Below are 18,999 nucleotides of genomic sequence, written 5' to 3'. Positions count from 1 at the left end.
CTGATCCTTCCATCCCCCCTGTTCGTGACGTATCTGGCGCGGAGGCTGGAGCAACGCATGAGTACGACCACGTCACACACGCCGCCCGAGTCCGAGGGGCAGCCGGAGGGCGCTCCGGTGCCGGGCGGGCGTCCGGCCCGGCTGATCCAGAACGAGGTGACCACCGAGATCCCCGTCCATCTGCTCTTCCGCGACGACCCCGACCCGGTGAACCCGGTGAAGGTCCCGCTCAAGCCCGCCGTGGTGGCCCGCCGGCAGGGCACCGGCGAGCAGCCGCGCCTCGGGCGGCCGGCACCGGTGCGCCGCCGGCCGCTGCCGGAGGTCGACCCGGAGCTGGTGGAGCGTCCGGCGCGGGCCCTGCCGGGGGCGGCCGGGGTGCTCGCCGGGGCCTGCGGTTTCACCGGGTGTCTGGCGACCTCCTGGTGGGCGGGGCTGCTTCCGCCGGCCGTGGTGGAGGCGCTGCGGCTGCCCGCCTGCGGGGGCGCGGGACTCGGCCCGGCGCAGTGGGCGGCGTACGCCGGGGCCGGGGCGCTCGCGATGTTCGGCTTCGCCGGCCTGGCCCGGGGGCGGTCCGGGCGGGCCTGGGTCCTCGGGATGTTCGGCGGCTACCGGGGGACGGTCCGGCGCACCGGGCTGGTCTGGGTCAACCCGCTGCTGCCGCGCCGCCGGGTCGATGTGCGGCTGCGGCACTGGCGCAGTGAGGCGATGCCGGCGGCGGATCCCGACGGGATGGCGCTCAGGGTGGCGGTGCTGGTGGTGTGGCGGGTGCGGGACACCGCGCGGGCCGTGCTCGGCGTCGAGGACCACGAGAAGTATCTGCGCGAGTGCGTGGAGGCGGCGCTGGCCCGGGTTCCGGTGGAGCCGGCGGGCGGGACGCGGGGCGGGGTGACGGCGGCCGGGGACGCGCTGACCCGGCTGGTGGCGGAGGAGGCCGCGCCGGTGGGTGTGCAGGTGTTCTCGGTGCAGCCGATCCGGGTGGAGTACGCCCCGGAGGTCGCCGCCGCGATGCACCGGCGCAGGATCGCCGCGCTGGACGCCCGGCAGCGGGCCGGCATGCTCAGCTCGGTGGTGGACTCGGTGGAGGACACGGTGACCCGGCTGACCGTGCGGGGCCTGGTGGAACTGGACGACTACGAGCGGAAGGTGCTGGTGCGGGACCTGACGGTCGCCTTCTGCTCGGGCCGCGGGGAGCCGTTGTAGCGGGCGGCGCAGCCGGTATCCACGTCTTTTGTATGGACACATTCAACTACCGGCAATAACCTGGCACTTGGTCTAGACCTACCTGCACAGCTCACCGAACTCCCCACGTTCTCCAGGAGCGGCAGTATGCACACCAGGACCAGGTTGTCCGCGGTCGTGCTGGGCGTGGTGACCGCCGGAGCGTTCGCGCTCTCCACCGGCGGCGCCAGCGGGCACGGCTACACCGACCTCCCCATCAGCAGGCAGAAGCTCTGCGCCAACGGCACCGTGACGGGCTGCGGCGAGATCCAGTACGAGCCGCAGAGCGTCGAGGGCCCCAAGGGCTTCCCGGCCGCGGGGCCCGCCGACGGCCAGCTCTGCAACGGCGGCCTGAGCCGGTTCGCCCAGCTCAGCTCGCCGACCACCCCGTCCGGCGGAGCCTGGCCCACGACCAGGGTGACGGGCGGTCAGTCGTACACCTTCCGCTGGCAGTTCACCGCCATGCACGCCACGACGGACTTCACGTACTACGTCACCAGGCAGGGCTGGAACCAGAACCACCCCCTGTCCCGCTCGGACCTCAACCTCACCCCGTTCCTGACGGTCCCGTACCACGGTCAGCGCCCGCCGCAGACCCTCACCCACAGCGGCACCCTGCCGACCGGGCTGAGCGGGCACCACGTCATCCTCGCGGTGTGGACGATCGCCGACACGGGCAACGCGTTCTACGCCTGCTCGGACGTCACCTTCTGAGGACCGTTCTGCCACAGCACGGAAACTGAGGTTCCCCTGAGGCGAGCCGCCCCTACCGGCGGGTACGTTCCTCGCACGCCGGCCGAGCGGGGACGGCGCACCGGCCCTCGGGGGAACCACATGTTCGAGTTGCTCTTCTACGCCGTGCCCGCCCTCATGATCGCCGGGGCGGTCTTCGCCCTGGTCGGGCTCCTCCGCCGGTCGCGGGAGGTGCGCAGGGCCTGGAACGGCGGGCTGACGGCCGAGGCGCGCTGTCTGCGGACGTACACCACGACCAGCGGGGGCGGTGAGACCTCCGTCAGCACGACGCTCCACCACGTGTACGAGTTCACCACCCGCGAGGGCCGTGCCGTCCGCTTCGAAGAGGCCAACGGCCCGGGGACGACGATCGCGGGCGACATCGTCACCGTGCACTACACGGCGGAGCGCCCCGAGCGGGCGACGGCCCACGCCCCGGCGCGCGGGAAGCTCGCCGCCGAATCCGGCTGCCTGGTGGCGTTCTTCGGCGTGTTCATCGGGGGCTGCGTCACCTTCATGGTCGCCGCCCACGCTGTGTTCTCGATGGCGGACGACTTCCTGCCCTAGCCATCCCCATCTGATGGCGTGTCAGCTACCGTGCGCCCCATGGAGTCCAGGGCGCGCACGGTCGCGGAGCTGGTCGCGGCCCGGTGGGGGGACCACCGGCCGGGGCTGATGTGTGAGGCGCGGCTGCTGACGCAGCACGAGGTGGCCGCCGGCGCCGCCGCGCGGGCCGCCCTGCTGGCCGACCTGCTGCCACCCGGTGCCGTACCGCATGTCGGCGTGCTCCTCGACAACACCGAGGAGTTCCCGCTGTGGCTCGGTGCCGCCGCCCTCGCCGGAGCGGCCGTCGCCGGGATCAACCCCACCCGCCGGGGCCCCGAGCTGGCCCGGGACATCCTGCACACCGAGTGCCCGCTGCTGGTCACCGAGCAGGCCCACCTTCCCCTGCTGGCGGGCCTGGAACTGCCCGGGGTGCGGATCCTCGTGACGGACGGGGACGAGTACGGCGAGGAGTACGCCGAGCTCCTCGCCCCGTACGCCGGCGCCGTACCCGACCCGTCCCGCGCCACACCCGCCGACCGGCTGCTGCTGTACTTCACCTCCGGGTCGACCGGCGCCCCCAAGGCCGCACTCTGCTCCCAGGGCCGGCTGGCGGCGGCCGGGCAGGCACTGGTCCGGCAGTTCGGGGTGCGCCCGGACGACGTGCACTACATCTGCATGCCGATGTTCCACGGCAACGCGGTGATCGCCGACTGGGCGCCCGCACTGGCCGCCGGCGCGGGGGTGGCGCTGCGGCGGCGGTTCTCGGCCTCCGCGTTCCTCCCCGACGTACGCCGCTACCGGGCGACCTACTTCACCTACGTCGGGCGCGCCATCCAGTACATCCTCGCCACCGAGGAGCGCGCGGACGACCGCGACAATCCGCTGCGGACGGGCTTCGGCACCGAGGCCGGTGCGGTGGACGCCGTCGCCTTCGAGCGGCGCTTCGGGGTGCGGCTGGTCGAGGGCTACGGCTCCTCCGAGGGCGGTGCGGCGATCCAGTGGGCGCCGGGCACACCGAAGGGGGCGGTGGGACCGGCCGGGCCGGGGCTGGTGGTCCTCGCCCCGGGCACCGGCCGCGCGTGCCCGCCTGCCGTGTTCGACTCCGCCGGGCGCCTGCTCAACGGGGCCGAGGCGATAGGGGAGCTGGTGAACCGGGGGCCCAACCCCTTCGAGGGCTACTGGCGCAACCCGGCCGCGGAGGCCGAACGGCGCCGGGGAGGGGCGTACTGGACGGGTGACCTCTTCTACCGGGACGCGGCGGGATACCTGTACTTCGCCGGGCGCACCGATGACCGCATCCGCGTCGACGGGGAGAACCTGGCCGCCGCGGTGATCGAGAACATCGTCGCCCGGTACGAGGGCGCGGCGGCCGTCGCCGTGTACGGGGTGCCGGACCCGGTGACCGGGGACCAGGTGATGGCGGCCATCGCCGGGACCTTCGATCCGGAGGGCTTCGCGCGGTTCCTGGCGGCCCAGCCCGACCTGGGGACGAAGATGGCGCCCCGGTTCGTGCGGGTGGTGGAGCGGATGCCGGTGACGGCGACGAACAAGATCCACCGGGCACTGCTGCGGCGGGAGGGGTACGCGTGTGCCGATCCGGTGTGGTGGCGGCCGGCGGGGGAGGAGTCGTACCGGAGGCTCGGGGAGGGGGACGCCGAAGGGCCCCTCGCTTCCGCGAAGGGCCCTTCATCTGTGCGCCGCCAGGGACTCGAACCCCGGACCCGCTGATTAAGAGTCAGCTGCTCTAACCAACTGAGCTAGCGGCGCATGACTCCCGCCCACCGCGTATTCCTGCTCCCCGCGGCTGGCGACGAAGAAAATACTACCTGGTCCGCGGGGGTGCTCGTGACCACCCTCGAGCGGGCCCTAGATCGTCAGCGAGAGCAGCACCGGTATCGCGCTGCGGTTGAGCGTGTCAGCCGCCTGCTTCAGCCGGTGGGCGTGCTCCACGGGAAGCGACAGCGCCAGGCAGCCCACCGAGGAACCCGCCGTGATCGGGACCGCCGCGCAGACCGTGCCGACCGCGTACTCCTGGAGGTCCAGGACCGGCACCGTCGGCGGCTGGGACTCCAGGCGGGACAGCAGCAGCCTGTCGTTGGTGATGGTGCGCGAGGTGAGGCGCGCCATCTTGTACCGGGAGAGGTGGTCGCGGCGGGCGTTGTGGTCCAGCTGGGTCAGCAGGCTCTTGCCGACCGCCGTGGCGTGGGCGGAGCAGCGGAAGTCGACCCACTCGTTGACCGCGGGGGTGGTGGGCCCCGCGGCGTACTGGGTGACCTTGACCTCGCCGTCGACGTACCGGCTCATGTAGACCGCCGCGCCGACCGAGTCGCGCAGCCGGTCCAGGGTGTGCTGGAGCTTGTCGCGCAGGGCCCGCTGGCGGTCGTGCGCGGAGGTGAGGCGGCGCAGGGTGTCGCCCGTGACGTACGCCCCGTCGGTGATCTGCTCGACGTAGCCCTCGCGGCGCAGCATGCGCAACAGGGCGGTGAGCCGCTCGGAGCCGAGGCCGGTGCGGCGGGCCAGCTCGGTGTCGGTGACGCCGGCGGAGTGACGGGCGACGGTCTCCAGCACGCGCAGCGCGTCCTGGGCGGAGTGGTACGGGGCGGTCGGCTCGTGCATCAGCGCCACGGTGGTCCCCCTGCGCTCGCCTGTCGGTGGCCGCGAGATCCGGTTGGCGGATCGCTTCCACGATAACGGGCAAACCCCCTGGCTGGAGAGGGGGTTGGCGAGATTGTCGCGCCCGCCCGCCCCTCCCAGCTGCGGCGTAGATCCGCTGACATATGCCGATGACATGACCCAGCGGCCGGACCTCGGCATCTTCCGGATCGACGCGCCGCGGTCACAGCACCGCGCTCAGGAATTCCCGGGTCCGGTCCTGCTCCGGTTCGGTGAAGATCTTCTCCGGCGGGCCCGCCTCGATGACCCGGCCCCCGTCGAACATCAGCACCTGGTCGGAGATGTCGCGGGCGAAACCCATCTCGTGGGTCACACAGAGCATCGTGATGTCCGTGCTGCGGGCGATGTCCCTGAGCAGATCGAGCACGCCCGCGACCAGCTCCGGGTCGAGCGCCGAGGTCACCTCGTCCAGCAGCAGCACCCGTGGCCGCATCGCCAGCGCCCGGGCGATCGCCACCCGCTGCTGCTGCCCGCCGGACAGCCGGGTCGGCTTCGCGTCGCACTTGTCGGCCAGCCCCACCAGGTCCAGCAGCTCCCGGGCCCGCTCCTCGGCCTCGTCCCTGGACATCCCGAGGACCTGCACCGGGGCCTCGGTGATGTTGCGCAGCACGCTCATGTTCGGGAACAGGTTGAACTGCTGGAACACCATCCCGATCTTCTTGCGGACCTCCCGGATCTGCTTCTCCGGCGCCGGGAACAGCTGCTCCCCGTCGACGGTGATCGTGCCCTCGTCCGGCTTGGTCAGGGTCATCAGGAGTCTGAGGATCGTGGTCTTGCCGGATCCGGAGGGGCCGATCAGGGTCACGTGCTTGCCCGGGTCGACGGTGAAGTCCAGGTGGTCGAGCACGGTGTTCGCGCCGAACCGCTTGGTGATGTTCGCGAGGCGGATCAGCTCGCCCGGCTGGGCGTCGGTCGGGGACGGCTGCGGACGGGTCTCAACGGACAAGGCGTCGCTCCAGGGCTCGCAGGAGAAGGGAGGCCAGGTAGGAGATGAGGATGAAGGCGACACCGATCACGGTGATCGGCTCGGTGAACTGGAAGTGCTCCTGGGAGAAGAGCCGGGCCCGCTGGAGCATCTCCGGCACGGTGATCACCATCAGCGTCGGTGTGTCCTTGAGCATGGCGATCACGTAGTTGCCGAGGGCGGGCACCACCCGGCGGATCGCCTGCGGCAGGACCACCGCGGTCCAGGTCCGCCGCCGGGGCAGGTTCAGCGCGGTCGCCGCCTCCCACTGGCCGGCCGGGACCGCCTCGATACCGGCCCGGTAGACCTGCATGGTGTAGGTCGAGTAGTGCAGGCCGATCGCGACGACACCGGTGGCCAGCGCCGAGAAGGTCAGGCCCCACTCGGGCAGCACGTAGAACAGGAAGAACAGCTGCACCAGTAGCGGGGTGTTGCGCACGAACTCCGTGACCACCCCGACCGGCCAGCGCACCCACCGGGCCGGCGTCCGCATCAGCAGCGTCCACACCAGTCCGAGGGTGAAGGACACCAGCGAACCGAGCGCGAGGGCCTGCAGGGTGACCAGCAGGCCGTGCCAGAAGGCCGGCATGAACTCGCCGACGGCGTTCCAGTCCCACTTCATACGGCACCTCCGCCCACACCCACGCCGCCCGCGGCGCCCACTCCGGTCGTCTGGGCCCGCTTGAGCTCACGCGCCGCCCGCTCGGTCCCGGGATCCTTGCCGACCCCGGCCTTCAGCCGCTTCTCCAGGGAGCGCATCAGCCGCGTCAGCACGAAGGCGATCGCGAAGTAGATCAGCAGGATGTACGTGTAGATCTCCGCGCTCTGCTGCAACGCCAGCCGCACCAGGTTCGCGCTGAACGTCAGATCGCCCATGCCGGTGACCGACACCAGCGCGGTGCCCTTGAGCAGCTCGATCAGCAGGTTGCAGAAGGTCGGGATCATCTCCGGCACCGCCTGCGGCAGCACGATCAGCCTGAGCCGCTGCCAGGGCGTGAAGCCGAGCGCGACCCCGCCCTCCTTCTGTGCCGGGTCCACCGCGTTCAGCGCGCCGCGCACGATCTCCGAGCCGTACGCGCCGTACGTCAGGCCGAGCGCCAGCGTGCCCGCCCACATCGGCACCAGCTGCCAGCCGAAAGCGAGCGGCAGCACGAAGTACACCCAGAAGATCATCACCAGTGCCGAGGTACCGCGGAACACCTCGGTGTAGACACCGGCGACGAAACGCACGATCCACAGCCGGTGGGTGCGCGCGACGCCGACGGCGAAGGACACCGCCACGGTGAGCAGCGCGCTGAACACCAGCAGCTGGACCGTGGTCCAGACGCCCCTGAGTACGAGTTCCCACAGTCCCGAGGTCATCCGCCGCACAGCTCCTTCGCGGTGAGGTCGGTCAGCTCGGCCCTGGTGAAGCCGAACGGCCTGAGGATCCGGAACAGTTCGCCGCTCTTCTTCAGCTTGCGCAGCTCCACGTTGAAGGCGTCCCGCAGCCCCGTCTCGGCCGGCCGGAACGCGAACGCGCCGCCGTCGACGTGCGGTTTGCCCTTGACCAGCGGGGCGAAGGGCGCGGTGGCCTCCGCCTTGCCCGACTTGCGCACCACTTCCCGCGTGGTGAGCGCCGTACCGGCGAAGACGTCGACGCGCCCCGCCTCGACGGCGTTCAGCCCGGCGACCTGGTCCGGGACGATCAGGATGTCGCCCTGCCGGTACCCGGTCTCGACCGCGTACTGGATCTCGGCGTACCCGGTGCCGGTGGCGAACTTCGCCTTCTTCGCGACGACATCGCGGTAGGAGTGCAACCCCAACGGGTTCCCCTTGCGCACGATGAACGAATCCAGCATCTGGTAGTCCGGATCGGCGAAGATCACCTGCTGGCAGCGCTCCGGATTGACGTACATCCCGGCGGCCACGACGTCGAACTGCTGCGAGTTGAGCCCCGGAATCAGCGAACCGAACTCGGTGGGCACCGGCTGCACCCTGCCGACCCCGAGCCGTTTGAAGATCACCTTCGCCAGCTCGGGTGCCTCACCGGTGAGATGGCCGTCCTTGTCGATGTACCCGAACGGGACCTCGCCGGCGATCCCCAGCCGCACGACGCCCTGCGCGCGCAGCCGCTCCAGCAGATCGCCGCCCGGCTTGCCCGATGCCTCGGCCACCCGGGTGCAGCCCGCCGCGCCCAGCGCACCGAGGGCGGCGAGCCCGCCGAGCACGGACCGCCGGGTGTGTCTGTGTTCCGTCCGAATGGTGTGTACGTCGTTCCCAAGTGGTGGAGCCATGGCGGCGCGGCTACCCAAGCGCTCTCCGGCTATGCACTCTGGTTTCATGGCCGATCGATTCGTCACCGTCTCGCTCGACAAGCGGGACGCGCACTGCACGGCACGACTGCTGGACGACCGCGCGCCCCTGACCTGCGCCGCGGTATGGGATGCGCTCCCTCTGTCCGGCGACGTCTACCACGCCAAGTACGCCCGCAACGAGATCTACGCCCTCTTCCCGCCGTTCGCCTCCACGGAACCCCCACTGGAGAACCCGACCGTCACCCCGATTCCCGGCGACCTCTGTTACTTCTCCTTCGCGGGCGCCGAACTCGGCACCAAGGCCTACGGCTACGACCGCGAGGTCCGCCCCGGCACCACGGTGGTCGACCTGGCCCTGTTCTACGAGCGCAACAACCTGCTGCTCAACGGCGACGTGGGCTGGGTGCCCGGGATCGTGTGGGGCCAGGTGGTGGAGGGGCTGGAGGCGATGGCCGAGGCCTGCAACGACCTGTGGCGCACGGGGGCGGCGGGGGAGACGCTCGGTTTCCGGCGGGCGTGAGCGCGCGCCTCCCGGCGGTAGTCTTCTTGTCAAGATCACGCCATCGGGGGAGGCGGTTCGGGTCGTGGGCTGTCCTCCGCGCAGAGGGAAAGGGCAGTGCATGAGATCGGTACTCGCCAAGGCGTCCGTCACCGTCATCGCCATCGGGTCGCTCGCGGCCTGCGGCGGCGGATCGGGAACGGCGAAGACCGCCGGCGGCGACAAGAAGCCCTCCGCGCACGCCTCGGCACCGGCGCCCTTGCCGAGGCTCGCCGTCCCGGCCGGGTACGACACCTCACGGGGCTGGCAGCTTTCGGAGAAGCAGCTCGGTTCGTACGTCATGCTGCCGAAGACCGGCGCGGTGGCCACGATGACCACCGAGGGGTCCGGCGACGGATCCGCCTACCGGGTGACCGTGCGGGACGCGGTGACGGGCCGGGTCCGCTGGGCGGGCAAGCCGTTCAAGAACATGTTCGAGGGCGAGGCGCCCCGCGTGTTCGTCGCCACGGCCGGCGGCAGGGAATACCTGGTGACCTGGTCCCGGGGGAAGCAGGGCGAGGACGCCCTGTCCAAGGCGAAGAACGTGTACGCCGTGGACATCTACGCCGCCGACGGCTCGGGCGACGCGGTCGCGCCCGCGCACCATGTCGAGCTTCCGGCGACCGAGTTCGACGCGGACGACGTCACCGACGGCGGGGAACGCCTGCTGGTGCCCGTGGCGGACAAGCGCAGGATCGCCGTGGACGTGGCCACGGGCCGCACCACCACGTACGACACGGGTTCCCTCACGCCGCCCGCCTGTCCGGCGTGTTCCGACGACATCGGCAACGACATCGCCGCCCTGACGGAACGGGACCCGGTGGTGGCCAACGAGGGGGCCGGCGCGTTCGGCATACCCGGCACCTGGAACGACGACCGGATCGCGCCCCCCGAGGCCGATCACGCGACCGGTGAGGTGTGGCCCGGCACCGCTGGGTATCTCATCGCCCGCTGGGAGCAGAAGAACTTCGGCGACCACAACGTGTGGGCCGTGCTGGACAGCAGGACCGGCCGGGTCCAGGCGTCCGTGCTGTGCGCCAAGCCGTCCGTCCCGACGGCGGACAACCCCCGGCCCGCGCTCTCCCCGAACGGCCGGTACCTCGTCTCGGAGCACCTCGCCTTCGACCTCAAGTCGAAGAAGGGGTACTGCTTCGAGGAGACCGACGACAGCAAGCCCCTCAGCTTCGTCTCCGTCACCGACGACGGCACCGCCTACGGCACCTCGCTCACCAAGGACAGCCTGACGGGGACCACGGCCCCCGTCCAGCTCCCCCTGGCCACGGGTACCCCGAAGGCACTGCCCGGCGGCTCCGAGGTACCGATCGCCGACTTCGCCGGGGTCGGTGTCTTCGTCCACAACGAGGGCAATGTGCCGTACCTGGTGGTCTACCGGCACAAGGGCTAGGCCCGGACGCCGGTGACCGGCGTCGCTGAAGCCGCCTTCGCCTCGTACAGCGCGTGCGCCGCCCGCAGCACCAGGTCGTCCCGGTGGCGGGCGGCGATGAGCTGCATGCCGACCGGCAAGCCGTCTGCGTCCGTGCCCACCGGGACGGTCGCCGCGGGCTGCTGGGTGAGGTTGAACGGGTAGGTGAACGGTGTCCAGCCCGTCCAGCGCCGGAAGGCGGAGCGGGCCGGCACCTCCGCCCCCGCCTCGAACGCCGTCACCGGCACGGTCGGCGTCACCAGCAGGTCGTAGCGTTCGTGGAAGCGGCCCATGCGGCGGCCCAGGTCCATGCGGGCGTCCACCGCGGCCAGGTAGTCCAGCGCGCTGTACCGGGCGCCCTGCGCGCAGATCTCGCGCAGGCCCGGGTCCATGAGCTGGCGGCGCCGCGGCGAGAACCGCTCGGTGAGCCGGGCCGCGCCGCTGAACCACAGGACGTGGAACGCCTCCAGCGGCTCGCTGAAGTCGGGATCGGCCTCCTCGACGTACGCCCCGAGGTCCGCGAGCCGCGCCACCGCCCGCCGGACGGCCGCAGCGACCGCCGGCTGGACCGCCACCTGCCCGCCCAGCGACGGCGAGTACGCCACCCGCAGCCCCCGCACGCCCCCATCCAGCGCCTCGGTGAAGGGACCCGGCGCGGGCGGCAGCCCGGACCAGTCGCGCGGGTCGGCCCCGGCGATGACGTCCAGCAGCAGGGCCGCGTCGGCCGCGTCCCGGGTCATCGGGCCCACGTGCGACAGCGTGCCGAACGGGCTCGCCGGATACAGCGGCACCCGGCCGTACGTCGGCTTCAGCCCGAAGATCCCGCAGAACGCGGCCGGGATACGGATGCTGCCGCCGCCGTCCGTGCCCAGCGACAGCGGGCCCGCGCCGAGCGCCACGGCCGCCGCGCTGCCCCCGCTGGAGCCGCCGGCCGTGCGGGAGTGGTCGTGCGGGTTGCGGGTGATCCCGGTGAGCGGGGAGTCGGTCACGCCCTTCCAGCCGAACTCGGGGGTCGTCGTCTTGCCCAGGAACACCGCGCCGTGCTCCCGCAGCCGTGCCACCGAGGGGGCGTCCTCGTCCCAGGTGCCCTGCTCGGAGACCGTCCTCGAGCCGCGCAGGGTCGGGTGGCCGCGCAGGAGCAGGAGGTCCTTCACCGTCACCGGTACGCCGTCCACCAGGCCGGCCGGCTCACCGCGCCGCCAGCGCCCCTCCGACTCCCGCGCCCGTGCCAGCGCGTCCTCCTCGGTGAGCCGCACGAACGCGTTCACCTCCGGCCCGCTGTGCCGCGCCCGTTCCAGGGCCTGCCCGGTCGCCTCCACGGGACTGAACTCACCCTTGCGGTAACCGTCGATGAGCTGTGCGGCGGTGAGGTCGGTGAGCTGCATGCACCCTCCAAGAGGTCAGTGACCGGGCACGTAACCACGCTGTTTGTCGACCACGTTCACCAGTGATCTGCCCGCCGCCCAGCGGTCGTACAACTCGACGAACTGCGCACCCAGTTCGTCCCGCCAGCCGACCGTGTCGCCGCTCATGTGCGGGGAGACGACCAGCCCCGGCAGGGTCCACAACGGGCTGTCGTCGGGCAGGGGTTCGGTGGTGAACACGTCCAGTGCGGCGCCCGCGATCCAGCGCCGGGTCAGGGCGTGCGCGAGGGCCTCCTCGTCCACCAGAGCACCCCGACCGACGTTGACGAAGAACGCCGACGGCTGCATCACGCCGAAACGGCGGCGGTCGAACATGCGGTACGTCTCCTCGGTGAGCGGCGCCGCCGCGATCACCCAGTCCGCGCGGGAGATCAGCCGGTCCAGGTCGGCCGGGCCGTGGATGCCGGTCCGTGGCACCCGCCCGACCAGCGCCGTCGTCACGCCCAGCGCCTTCAGGGTGCGGACGATCTCCCGGCCGATCGGGCCCGAGCCGACCACGCACGCGCGCGTGCCCGCCACCCGCCGGCCCTCCCGGTGCCGCCAGGTCCGCTCCCGCTGGTACTCCAGCGTGCGCGGCAGGTCCTTGGCGACCGCCAGGACCAGGGCCGCCACGTACTCGGCGATCGGCTGGTCGAAGATCCCGCGCGCATTGGTGACCACCGTGCCGGACGCGGCGAGTTCCGGGCACATCAGATGGTCCACGCCCGCGCTCGCCGTGTGCACCCAGGCAGGCCTCGGCCCGTCCCCCGGCCAGGCCTCGCGGACCGCGTGCGAGGTGAAGTCCCAGACCAGGAGCACGTCCGCGGCCGGCAGCCGCTCGGCCAGGTGCGCGGCGTCGGTGTGCACGATCCGGGCGCGGCCGGTGAGCCGGCCGAGCCGGGGCGGCGGCTCGGCGTCCAGGACGAGGACGGTGGGCAGGGGCGTCATACGGGGCGGCTCCCGGCGTCTGACGTATGCGGTGGCATGCGGGGTGACATGCGCGGATTGACCACGCTCGCACCCGAATCTACCTTCGTCAACACGGGCGTACTCGCGATCCGTTGCCCACTCGTCTCCCAGCGTGAGGCCGGTGCCAGCCATGGACGTCTCCTTTCTCGGCGGCCCCCGCCCCCAGCGCGGTGTCGGCGTGGTGGCTCCCTTCGACTTCGCCCTCGACCGCGAGCTGTGGCGCTGGGTGCCGGACGAGGTGTCGCTGCATCTGACCCGGACCCCGTTCGTGCCGGTGGAGGTGAGCCTGGACCTGGCCCGGCTGGTGAGCGAGCACGAGACACTCGGTGACGCCGTGCGCGCGCTGACCGCCGTCGCGCCCGAGGCCGTCGCCTACGCCTGCACCTCCGGCAGTTTCGTCGGCGGGATCGCCGGGGAACGGGCGATGCGCGCGGCGATGAGCCTGGCGGGCGCGCCCCCCTCCGTGACCACCTCCGGTGCGCTGCTGGAGGCGCTGGCCGAGCTGCGGATACGACGGGTCGCGCTGGTCACGCCGTACACGGTGTCCGTGACCCGGGCGCTGGAGGAGTTCGTCGCAGAGGCGGGCGTGCGGGTCACCGGGTGTGCCTTCATGGGGCTGACCCGGCACATCTGGCGGGTGCCGTACCGGGACGTCGTCGCCATGGCGCGGCAGGCGGTCGTCGGCCCCGGCGCCGCCGACGCGCTGTTCATCTCCTGCACCAACCTGCCGACGTACGACGTGATCCCCCAGCTGGAGGCCGAGCTGCGCATCCCGGTCCTCTCCGCCAACCAGGTCACGATGTGGGCTGCGCTACGCCGACTGGGTACCCGAGCCGTGGGGCCCTATCAGGCGCTGCTGGACGAGGCCGCGCGTGCCTGGCCCCCCGTACTGCCGGAAGAGACGCAGGAAGGCTGGACATGACCGCACTCGGATTCCTCTACCCGGGCCACTCCGCCGAGGACGACTATCCACGCATCGAGCAGCTCCTGGGCAGCGACATCCGGGTGGACCTGGTCCACACCGACATCGGCGAGGACGCGCACCGGGTGGCGGCCCTGCGCGAGATGGGGTCCGCCGAGCGGCTCGCGGCGGGTATGCAGGGGCTGCGGCTGACCGGTGCCGAGACGGTGGTGTGGGCCTGCACCAGCGGCGGCTTCGTGCACGGCTGGGAGGGCGCGCAGGAGCAGGTACGGACGCTCGCCCGGCTGGCCGGGATGCCCGCGTCCTCGACCTCGTTCGCCTTCGTGCACGCGGCCCGGGAGCTCGGGGTGCGGCGGGTCGCGGTCGGGGCGACCTATCCGGACGAGGTGGCCGCGCTGTTCGCGGACTTCCTGCGGGTCGGGGGCCTGGAGGTGACCGGGATGCGGTCGTCCGGAATCGTCACGGCCGCGGAGGTCGGCACGTGGGGCGAGGAGGACGTGCTGACGCTGGCGCGGGCGGCGGACGTCCCGGACGCGGAGGCGGTACTGCTCCCGGACACCGCCCTGCACACGGCCGCGCATCTGCCGTTGCTGGAGAAGGCGCTGTCCAAGCCGGTGCTCACGGCGAACCAGGTCACGGTGTGGGAGGGGCTGCGGCTCGCCGACCGCCGGGTGAACGCGCCGGCGCTGGGGACGCTGTTCACGAGGGAGCCGATCGTGCAGGTCCGTTGACCGGCGAGCAGGAAGAGGAATAACCGGAGACTGCCTCCTGTTACGGCACCCCAGGACAGCCACGCCACAAACAGGAGGCCCACACCGTGTCGGCAGACGAGATCCGGGGCACGACGTACGGGACCGCCCCCGTCCCCCTCTCCGTACTGGACCTGGTGACCGTCGGCGCGGGCAGTACCGCCACCGACGCCCTGCGCACCAGCGTGGCGCTGTCCCGGCTGACGGAGTCGCGCGGCTTCCACCGGTACTGGGTCGCCGAGCACCACTCCATGCCCGGTGTCGCCTCCTCCTCGCCCGCCGTGATCCTCGCCCACCTCGCCGCCCACACCGACCGGATCCGGCTCGGCTCGGGCGGCGTCCTGCTGCCCAACCACGCCCCACTGGTGATCGCCGAGCAGTTCGGCACGCTGGAGGCGATGGCGCCGGGGCGGATCGACCTGGGCCTCGGCCGGGCGCCGGGCACGGACGGGGCCACGGCCGCCGCGCTCCGCCGCACCGACACGCTCGACGAGGGTGCCGACGACTTCCCGCAGCAGCTCGCGGAACTCACCCGCTTCCTGGACGACGACTTCCCCGACGGGCATCCGTACCGGCGTGTGCACGCGATCCCCGGCCCGGTCCAGGGCAGCGCCCCCGGCGGCGTCCAGTCCCCGCACCGGCCGCCGGTCTGGCTGCTCGGCTCCTCCGGCTTCAGCGCCCGCCTGGCCGGAATGCTGGGCCTGCCGTTCGCCTTCGCGCACCACTTCTCGGCGCAGAACACCATCCCGGCCCTGGACCTGTACCGGCAGACCTTCCGCCCCTCCGCGGTCCTCGACGAGCCGTACGCCCTCATCGGCGTCTCCGCCCTCGCCACCGACGACGCGCGCGAGGCCCGCCGCCAGACCCGGGCGGTGGCCCTGAACATGCTCCGGCTGCGCACCGGCCGGCCGGGCCTGTTCCCCGATCCGGAGGAGGCCGAGAAGCACGGGTTCAGTCCGATGGAGGAGGAGTTCATCACCTCCTGGACGGCCAACATCGTGCACGGCACCGCCGACGAGGTCCGCTCGGGTCTGGACGATCTGCACAAGCGCACGGGTGCCGACGAGCTGATGCTGGTCAGCCACGCCCACCGCGGCGAACTGCGCCTGCGCTCCTACGAGTTGATCGCGGACGCCTACGGGCTGCCGGCGCGCTGAGCGAGGCCCGCGAGGCTCAGGCCTGCGTGCAGGCCTGAGCCCCCAGCAGCTCGGAGATACGATCCGGCGGCACCGGACGGGAGTACAGCCAGCCCTGGCCGGTGTCGCAGCCGATGCGGCGCAGCCGGGTGGCCTGGGCGGAGGTCTCCACGCACTCGGCGGTGACGGTGATGCCGAGCCGGTGGGCCAGCTGGATCATCGCCTCGACGATGACCATGTCGGCGGGGTTGGCGGTGATAGCGGGGTTCTTGTCGGCCTCGTACTGGAACCCGCGCACGAAGGACCCGTCCAGCTTCAGTGTCGAGACCGGCAGCCGGCTGAGGTAGGCGAGGTTCGAGTAGCCGGTGCCGAAGTCGTCGATGGCGATGCGCACGCCCATGTCGCTGAGCGCCTGCAGGGCCTGCAGCGGGCGGCCGGCCGAGCCCATCACCGCGGACTCGGTCAGCTCCAGCTGCAGCAGATGCGGGGCCAGTCCGGTCTCGGTGAGGACCTCCGCCACGTCGGCCACCAGGTCGGAGTCCCACACCTGCCGTACGGCCACGTTGACGCTGACGAAGATGGGCGGCTCGTCGGGGTGGGCCAGCTGCCAGCGGCGGGCCTGGCGGCAGGCGGTGTTCAGCGCCCAGCGGCCGAGCTGCACGATCGAGCCGTCCTCCTCGGCCAGTCCGATGAACCGATTCGGCGTCAGTGTGCCGAACTGAGGATGATTCCAGCGGATCAACGCCTCGACCCCGGAGAGGCGTCCGTCCTCCATGCCGACCAACGGCTGGTATTCGAGCGCGAATTCGCCGCGGTCGATGGCGGGGCGCAGAGTGGACGACAGGGCCTGACGGGTCATCCGGTGCGCGTTGCGCTCGGGGTCGAACAGGGTCCAGCGGGCCTTGCCGTCGGCCTTCGCCCAGTACAGCGTCGTATCCGCGGCCTGCATCAGGCCGGTGGCCGTCGTCCCCGCCGCGTGCCGTTCGACGACACCGATGGAGGCGGTCAACGACAGCCGCTGACCGGCCAGATCGAAGGGTTCCTCCAGCGCCTTCAGTGCCGCCTCGGCGAGTTCGGCGAGCTGCTCGGTGCCGGTGGAGTCCTCCACGAGCAGGGCGAACTCGTCCCCGCCGAGGCGAGCCACCAGCGGGGTCACGGCGCGGGCGTAGCCGGCCTCGTCGGCCACCCGGGTCAGGCGCTCGGCGACGGCCGCGAGCAGCCGGTCGCCGACGCGGTGGCCGAGGGTGTCGTTGACCGCCTTGAAGCCGTCGAGGTCCAGATAACACAGGCCGATCCGGCCGGTGCCGCTCTGCTCGTACGACTCCGCCTCCAGCGCGCCCGAAAGCCGCTCGAAGAACAGCGTGCGGTTGGGCAGCCGGGTCACCGGGTCGTGCATCTGCAAGTGCCGCAGCCGCGCCTGGAGTTCGCGGCGGGCGCTGATGTCGGCGACGGACAGCAGGACCGCGGCCTCACCGTTCAACGGGGCGACGGTCACCTGCACCCACACCGAGTGCCCCTCGGGATGTTTCAGCCGGCGGGTGCAGCGCAGCTTCGCCTGCCGGCCGCGCAGCACCTCGCGGTAGGCGTGCCAGCTCCGGGTGTCCGAGGCCAGGTCCACCAGATCGGCGGCGACCCGCCCGGTGAGTGTGTCCGGATCGGTGCCGAGCAGCTCGCCGAAGGCCGCGTTCGCACCGGTGACGAGCCCGGCGCGGTCCACGACGGCCATGGCGAGCGGGGCCGTCGCGAAGACACGGTGGTAGGTGGTGTGGTCACTGTCTGTGACGGCTGACCGGTCGAGGTCTGCCGCGGGCGTCGGCCCTTCGGACGTTCCGCTCACCGCTCGCTCCCGCAGTGCACTCGATCGATGTCCGTGCCGGAAAGTGTGCCGATCATAGAGGCTGGCCCCGGGCCCTTCCAGCCGGTGTCCAGTGTCCCGGACCGAACACAGGTTCTGACAGATCGTTTCTGCCCGCGCCTGGACGGGTTCTTCAGGCCCTCGACCAGTTGTGACGTTCCGTGAGTGTTCCGGGGTGTCGGGCGCCGGAGCGCGCCGGAGCATCAGGGGGCGCACTCACCCTTGTGGTGCAGGTAAACAGGCCATAACGCAACACATCACAGCAATCTGGATGCGGGTCCCGCCGAACCGCGTCCGGAGGTCATGTCCGTGCCCAAGCTGCGCAGCACCGCCGCCGTGTGCACCACGCTGTCGGCGCTCGCCGCGACGTCGATCCTCAGCGGCCCGTCGGTCGCCGAGCCCTTCTCCACCACCCCCTGCGCCCTGCACCGCACCGACGCCCACCACTCCGAGGGCGTCGACACCTGGAACCCCGACTACGCCCGCCCCACCGGCGTGCTCGACGCCGTGATGGTCTTCCTGTCCTTCCCGGACGCCGCCCCGCGCACCACCCCCGCCCAGCTGACCGCCGACCACTTCCCGGCCACCAGCCGCTACTTCGAGCAGGCCTCCTACGGCAGGTTCACCCTCCGCCCGCACCCGCTGAAGCACTGGCTGCGCATGCCCCGGCCGTCCACGGCGTACGCCATAAGGCGGGACTGGAGCGTGGAGGACCGGGCCGCCTATCTGCGCGACGCGTTCTCGGTCGCCGACCGGGAGGTCGACTTCTCCCGCTACCGGGTCGTCTACCTCGTCGCGGATCCGGACGCGCCCGGCGTCGACTCCGACGCCACGAAGGTCGTGAACCTCGACGCGCCCGTGCACGTGGACGGCACGGACATCCGCCGGGTCGTCACGGTCTTCGAGAAGCACCCGCCGGACCGTCTCGTCCTCGCCCACGAGACCGGTCACGTGTTCGACCTGCCGGACCTCTATCACCGCCCCGTCGACGGCAAGGGCGACTGGGACACCTACGTCGGCGACTGGGACCTGATGGGCAGCCAGTTCGGGCTCTCACCCGACCTGTTCGCCTGGCACAAGTGGAAGCTGGGCTGGCTGGATCCGCGCCAGGTGGTGTGCGTGCGCGGCGCGGGGTCGACCCGGCTGACCCTGGAGCCGCTGGAGGCCGGCCCGGAGATCCCGGCGCAGGGCGCGGCGGGCGCCCCGGCCTTCGGACTCGGGCACGGGGTGAAGCTGGCGATCGTGCGCACCGGGCCCGACAGCGCCCTGGGCTTCGAGGCGCGCGGCCCGGCCGGCAACGACCGGGCCGGCTGCCGGCAGGGGGTGCTCGTGTACCGGATCAGAAGCGGAGCGGAGTCCGGCGGCGGCCCGGTGGAGGTGGTGGACGCCCACCCGCGCAGCGAGGGCTGCTGGGAGGACTCGGTCTACCCGCCCCTCGCCGACGCCCCGGTCGCCCTCGGCGAAAGCTTCACCGTGCCCGGGCAGGGTGTACAGGTGGAGGTGGAGGGGAGGACGGCGTCGGGGGCGTGGACGGTACGGATCACACCGCGCATCGCCGGCTGACTTCTCCCGGC

General features: G+C 72.0%; 18 protein-coding genes and 1 tRNA gene. 10 read left to right on the top strand and 9 right to left on the bottom strand.

The annotated features are described in order from the left end of the window. Positions 1 to 57 precede the first annotated feature (57 nt). The 4 genes from ACZ7GZ_RS04890 to ACZ7GZ_RS04875 all read left to right on the top strand — a co-directional run bounded on the left by ACZ7GZ_RS04890 (position 58) and on the right by ACZ7GZ_RS04875 (position 4,224). Positions 58 to 1,200, top strand: a complete 1,143-nt coding sequence (locus ACZ7GZ_RS04890; protein ID WP_471020998.1) for an SPFH domain-containing protein — start codon at positions 58 to 60, stop codon at positions 1,198 to 1,200. A 126-nt stretch (positions 1,201 to 1,326) separates the two neighbouring features. Then, on the top strand, positions 1,327 to 1,932 hold the full coding sequence (locus ACZ7GZ_RS04885; RefSeq protein ID WP_471020997.1) for a lytic polysaccharide monooxygenase auxiliary activity family 9 protein: 606 nt from the start codon (positions 1,327 to 1,329) through the stop codon (positions 1,930 to 1,932). Between the two features lie 120 nt (positions 1,933 to 2,052). Next, positions 2,053 to 2,517, top strand: coding sequence for a DUF3592 domain-containing protein (locus tag ACZ7GZ_RS04880; protein WP_471020996.1), 465 nt, complete (start codon positions 2,053 to 2,055; stop codon positions 2,515 to 2,517). A gap of 39 nt (positions 2,518 to 2,556) precedes the next feature. Next, a complete protein-coding gene (locus tag ACZ7GZ_RS04875; RefSeq protein WP_471020993.1) occupies positions 2,557 to 4,224 on the top strand; it encodes an AMP-binding protein in 1,668 nt (555 codons plus the stop codon). Here ACZ7GZ_RS04875 and ACZ7GZ_RS04870 read toward each other — a convergent pair. From ACZ7GZ_RS04870 to ehuB, 6 genes are all read right to left on the bottom strand, one after another. After that, a tRNA-Lys gene (locus ACZ7GZ_RS04870) sits at positions 4,190 to 4,263 on the bottom strand. The genes ACZ7GZ_RS04875 and ACZ7GZ_RS04870 overlap by 35 nt on opposite strands. 99 nt (positions 4,264 to 4,362) lie before the next feature. Then, the gene (locus ACZ7GZ_RS04865; protein WP_471020992.1) at positions 4,363 to 5,121 is read right to left on the bottom strand and encodes an IclR family transcriptional regulator; all 759 of its coding nucleotides are present in this window, start codon (positions 5,119 to 5,121) and stop codon (positions 4,363 to 4,365) included. 211 nt (positions 5,122 to 5,332) lie between these two features. After that, positions 5,333 to 6,115 (bottom strand): ectoine/hydroxyectoine ABC transporter ATP-binding protein EhuA, encoded by a 783-nt coding sequence (gene ehuA / locus ACZ7GZ_RS04860; protein ID WP_471020990.1) that lies wholly within the window; start codon positions 6,113 to 6,115, stop codon positions 5,333 to 5,335. Further along, positions 6,105 to 6,755: an ectoine/hydroxyectoine ABC transporter permease subunit EhuD gene (ehuD, locus tag ACZ7GZ_RS04855; protein WP_471020987.1), complete on the bottom strand. Its 651-nt coding sequence runs from the start codon at positions 6,753 to 6,755 to the stop codon at positions 6,105 to 6,107. Before ehuD ends, ehuA begins: the two co-directional genes overlap by 11 nt. Then, positions 6,752 to 7,495, bottom strand: coding sequence for an ectoine/hydroxyectoine ABC transporter permease subunit EhuC (ehuC, locus tag ACZ7GZ_RS04850; protein WP_471020985.1), 744 nt, complete (start codon positions 7,493 to 7,495; stop codon positions 6,752 to 6,754). The genes ehuD and ehuC overlap by 4 nt, the downstream gene beginning before the upstream one ends. Next, positions 7,492 to 8,409 (bottom strand): ectoine/hydroxyectoine ABC transporter substrate-binding protein EhuB, encoded by a 918-nt coding sequence (gene ehuB, locus ACZ7GZ_RS04845; protein WP_471020983.1) that lies wholly within the window; start codon positions 8,407 to 8,409, stop codon positions 7,492 to 7,494. Before ehuB ends, ehuC begins: the two co-directional genes overlap by 4 nt. Before the next feature lie 46 nt (positions 8,410 to 8,455). Between ehuB and ACZ7GZ_RS04840 the strand changes: the two genes are divergently transcribed. Then, positions 8,456 to 8,950 (top strand): DUF3830 family protein, encoded by a 495-nt coding sequence (locus ACZ7GZ_RS04840; RefSeq protein ID WP_471020981.1) that lies wholly within the window; start codon positions 8,456 to 8,458, stop codon positions 8,948 to 8,950. A 100-nt stretch (positions 8,951 to 9,050) separates the two neighbouring features. Beyond that, positions 9,051 to 10,373 (top strand): hypothetical protein, encoded by a 1,323-nt coding sequence (locus ACZ7GZ_RS04835; protein ID WP_471020979.1) that lies wholly within the window; start codon positions 9,051 to 9,053, stop codon positions 10,371 to 10,373. Here ACZ7GZ_RS04835 and ACZ7GZ_RS04830 read toward each other — a convergent pair. Both ACZ7GZ_RS04830 and ACZ7GZ_RS04825 read right to left on the bottom strand, forming a co-directional pair. After that, a complete protein-coding gene (locus ACZ7GZ_RS04830) occupies positions 10,370 to 11,776 on the bottom strand; it encodes an amidase (RefSeq protein ID WP_471020977.1) in 1,407 nt (468 codons plus the stop codon). The genes ACZ7GZ_RS04835 and ACZ7GZ_RS04830 overlap by 4 nt on opposite strands. A 15-nt stretch (positions 11,777 to 11,791) precedes the next feature. Continuing rightward, entirely contained in the window at positions 11,792 to 12,742 is a 951-nt protein-coding gene (locus ACZ7GZ_RS04825; protein WP_471020974.1) for a D-2-hydroxyacid dehydrogenase, read from the bottom strand. A 151-nt stretch (positions 12,743 to 12,893) separates the two neighbouring features. On the opposite strand from ACZ7GZ_RS04825, the gene ACZ7GZ_RS04820 reads away from it, so the two are divergent. From ACZ7GZ_RS04820 to ACZ7GZ_RS04810, 3 genes are all read left to right on the top strand, one after another. Continuing rightward, entirely contained in the window at positions 12,894 to 13,685 is a 792-nt protein-coding gene (locus ACZ7GZ_RS04820; RefSeq protein ID WP_471021244.1) for a maleate cis-trans isomerase family protein, read from the top strand. Then, positions 13,682 to 14,416, top strand: coding sequence for a maleate cis-trans isomerase family protein (locus tag ACZ7GZ_RS04815; RefSeq protein WP_471020972.1), 735 nt, complete (start codon positions 13,682 to 13,684; stop codon positions 14,414 to 14,416). Before ACZ7GZ_RS04820 ends, ACZ7GZ_RS04815 begins: the two co-directional genes overlap by 4 nt. Before the next feature lie 86 nt (positions 14,417 to 14,502). Continuing rightward, positions 14,503 to 15,591: an LLM class flavin-dependent oxidoreductase gene (locus tag ACZ7GZ_RS04810; RefSeq protein ID WP_471020970.1), complete on the top strand. Its 1,089-nt coding sequence runs from the start codon at positions 14,503 to 14,505 to the stop codon at positions 15,589 to 15,591. Between the two features lie 16 nt (positions 15,592 to 15,607). Here the strand turns inward: ACZ7GZ_RS04810 and ACZ7GZ_RS04805 are convergent, their stop codons facing one another. After that, entirely contained in the window at positions 15,608 to 17,407 is a 1,800-nt protein-coding gene (locus ACZ7GZ_RS04805) for a putative bifunctional diguanylate cyclase/phosphodiesterase (RefSeq protein ID WP_471020968.1), read from the bottom strand. A 321-nt stretch (positions 17,408 to 17,728) separates the two neighbouring features. On the opposite strand from ACZ7GZ_RS04805, the gene ACZ7GZ_RS04800 reads away from it, so the two are divergent. Then, on the top strand, positions 17,729 to 18,988 hold the full coding sequence (locus ACZ7GZ_RS04800) for a M6 family metalloprotease domain-containing protein (protein ID WP_471020966.1): 1,260 nt from the start codon (positions 17,729 to 17,731) through the stop codon (positions 18,986 to 18,988). Positions 18,989 to 18,999 lie beyond the last annotated feature (11 nt).

Source organism: Streptomyces sp. NPDC037288, assembly GCF_055603265.1.
Note: the sequence above shows the minus strand (reverse complement) of the source record. Positions and strands in the feature narration are given on the sequence as shown.

Excerpts from the sequence above, each read along its gene's own strand:
- ACZ7GZ_RS04890 (WP_471020998.1), top strand. The coding sequence starts at position 58 with ATGAGTACGACCACGTCACACACGCCGCCCGAGTCCGAGGGGCAGCCG.
- ACZ7GZ_RS04885 (WP_471020997.1), top strand. The coding sequence starts at position 1,327 with ATGCACACCAGGACCAGGTTGTCCGCGGTCGTGCTGGGCGTGGTGACC.
- ACZ7GZ_RS04880 (WP_471020996.1), top strand. The coding sequence starts at position 2,053 with ATGTTCGAGTTGCTCTTCTACGCCGTGCCCGCCCTCATGATCGCCGGG.
- ACZ7GZ_RS04875 (WP_471020993.1), top strand. The coding sequence starts at position 2,557 with ATGGAGTCCAGGGCGCGCACGGTCGCGGAGCTGGTCGCGGCCCGGTGG.
- ehuD (WP_471020987.1), bottom strand. The coding sequence starts at position 6,755 with ATGAAGTGGGACTGGAACGCCGTCGGCGAGTTCATGCCGGCCTTCTGG.
- ehuC (WP_471020985.1), bottom strand. The coding sequence starts at position 7,495 with ATGACCTCGGGACTGTGGGAACTCGTACTCAGGGGCGTCTGGACCACG.
- ehuB (WP_471020983.1), bottom strand. The coding sequence starts at position 8,409 with ATGGCTCCACCACTTGGGAACGACGTACACACCATTCGGACGGAACAC.
- ACZ7GZ_RS04840 (WP_471020981.1), top strand. The coding sequence starts at position 8,456 with ATGGCCGATCGATTCGTCACCGTCTCGCTCGACAAGCGGGACGCGCAC.
- ACZ7GZ_RS04835 (WP_471020979.1), top strand. The coding sequence starts at position 9,051 with ATGAGATCGGTACTCGCCAAGGCGTCCGTCACCGTCATCGCCATCGGG.
- ACZ7GZ_RS04830 (WP_471020977.1), bottom strand. The coding sequence starts at position 11,776 with ATGCAGCTCACCGACCTCACCGCCGCACAGCTCATCGACGGTTACCGC.
- ACZ7GZ_RS04825 (WP_471020974.1), bottom strand. The coding sequence starts at position 12,742 with ATGACGCCCCTGCCCACCGTCCTCGTCCTGGACGCCGAGCCGCCGCCC.
- ACZ7GZ_RS04820 (WP_471021244.1), top strand. The coding sequence starts at position 12,894 with ATGGACGTCTCCTTTCTCGGCGGCCCCCGCCCCCAGCGCGGTGTCGGC.
- ACZ7GZ_RS04815 (WP_471020972.1), top strand. The coding sequence starts at position 13,682 with ATGACCGCACTCGGATTCCTCTACCCGGGCCACTCCGCCGAGGACGAC.
- ACZ7GZ_RS04800 (WP_471020966.1), top strand. The coding sequence starts at position 17,729 with ATGTCCGTGCCCAAGCTGCGCAGCACCGCCGCCGTGTGCACCACGCTG.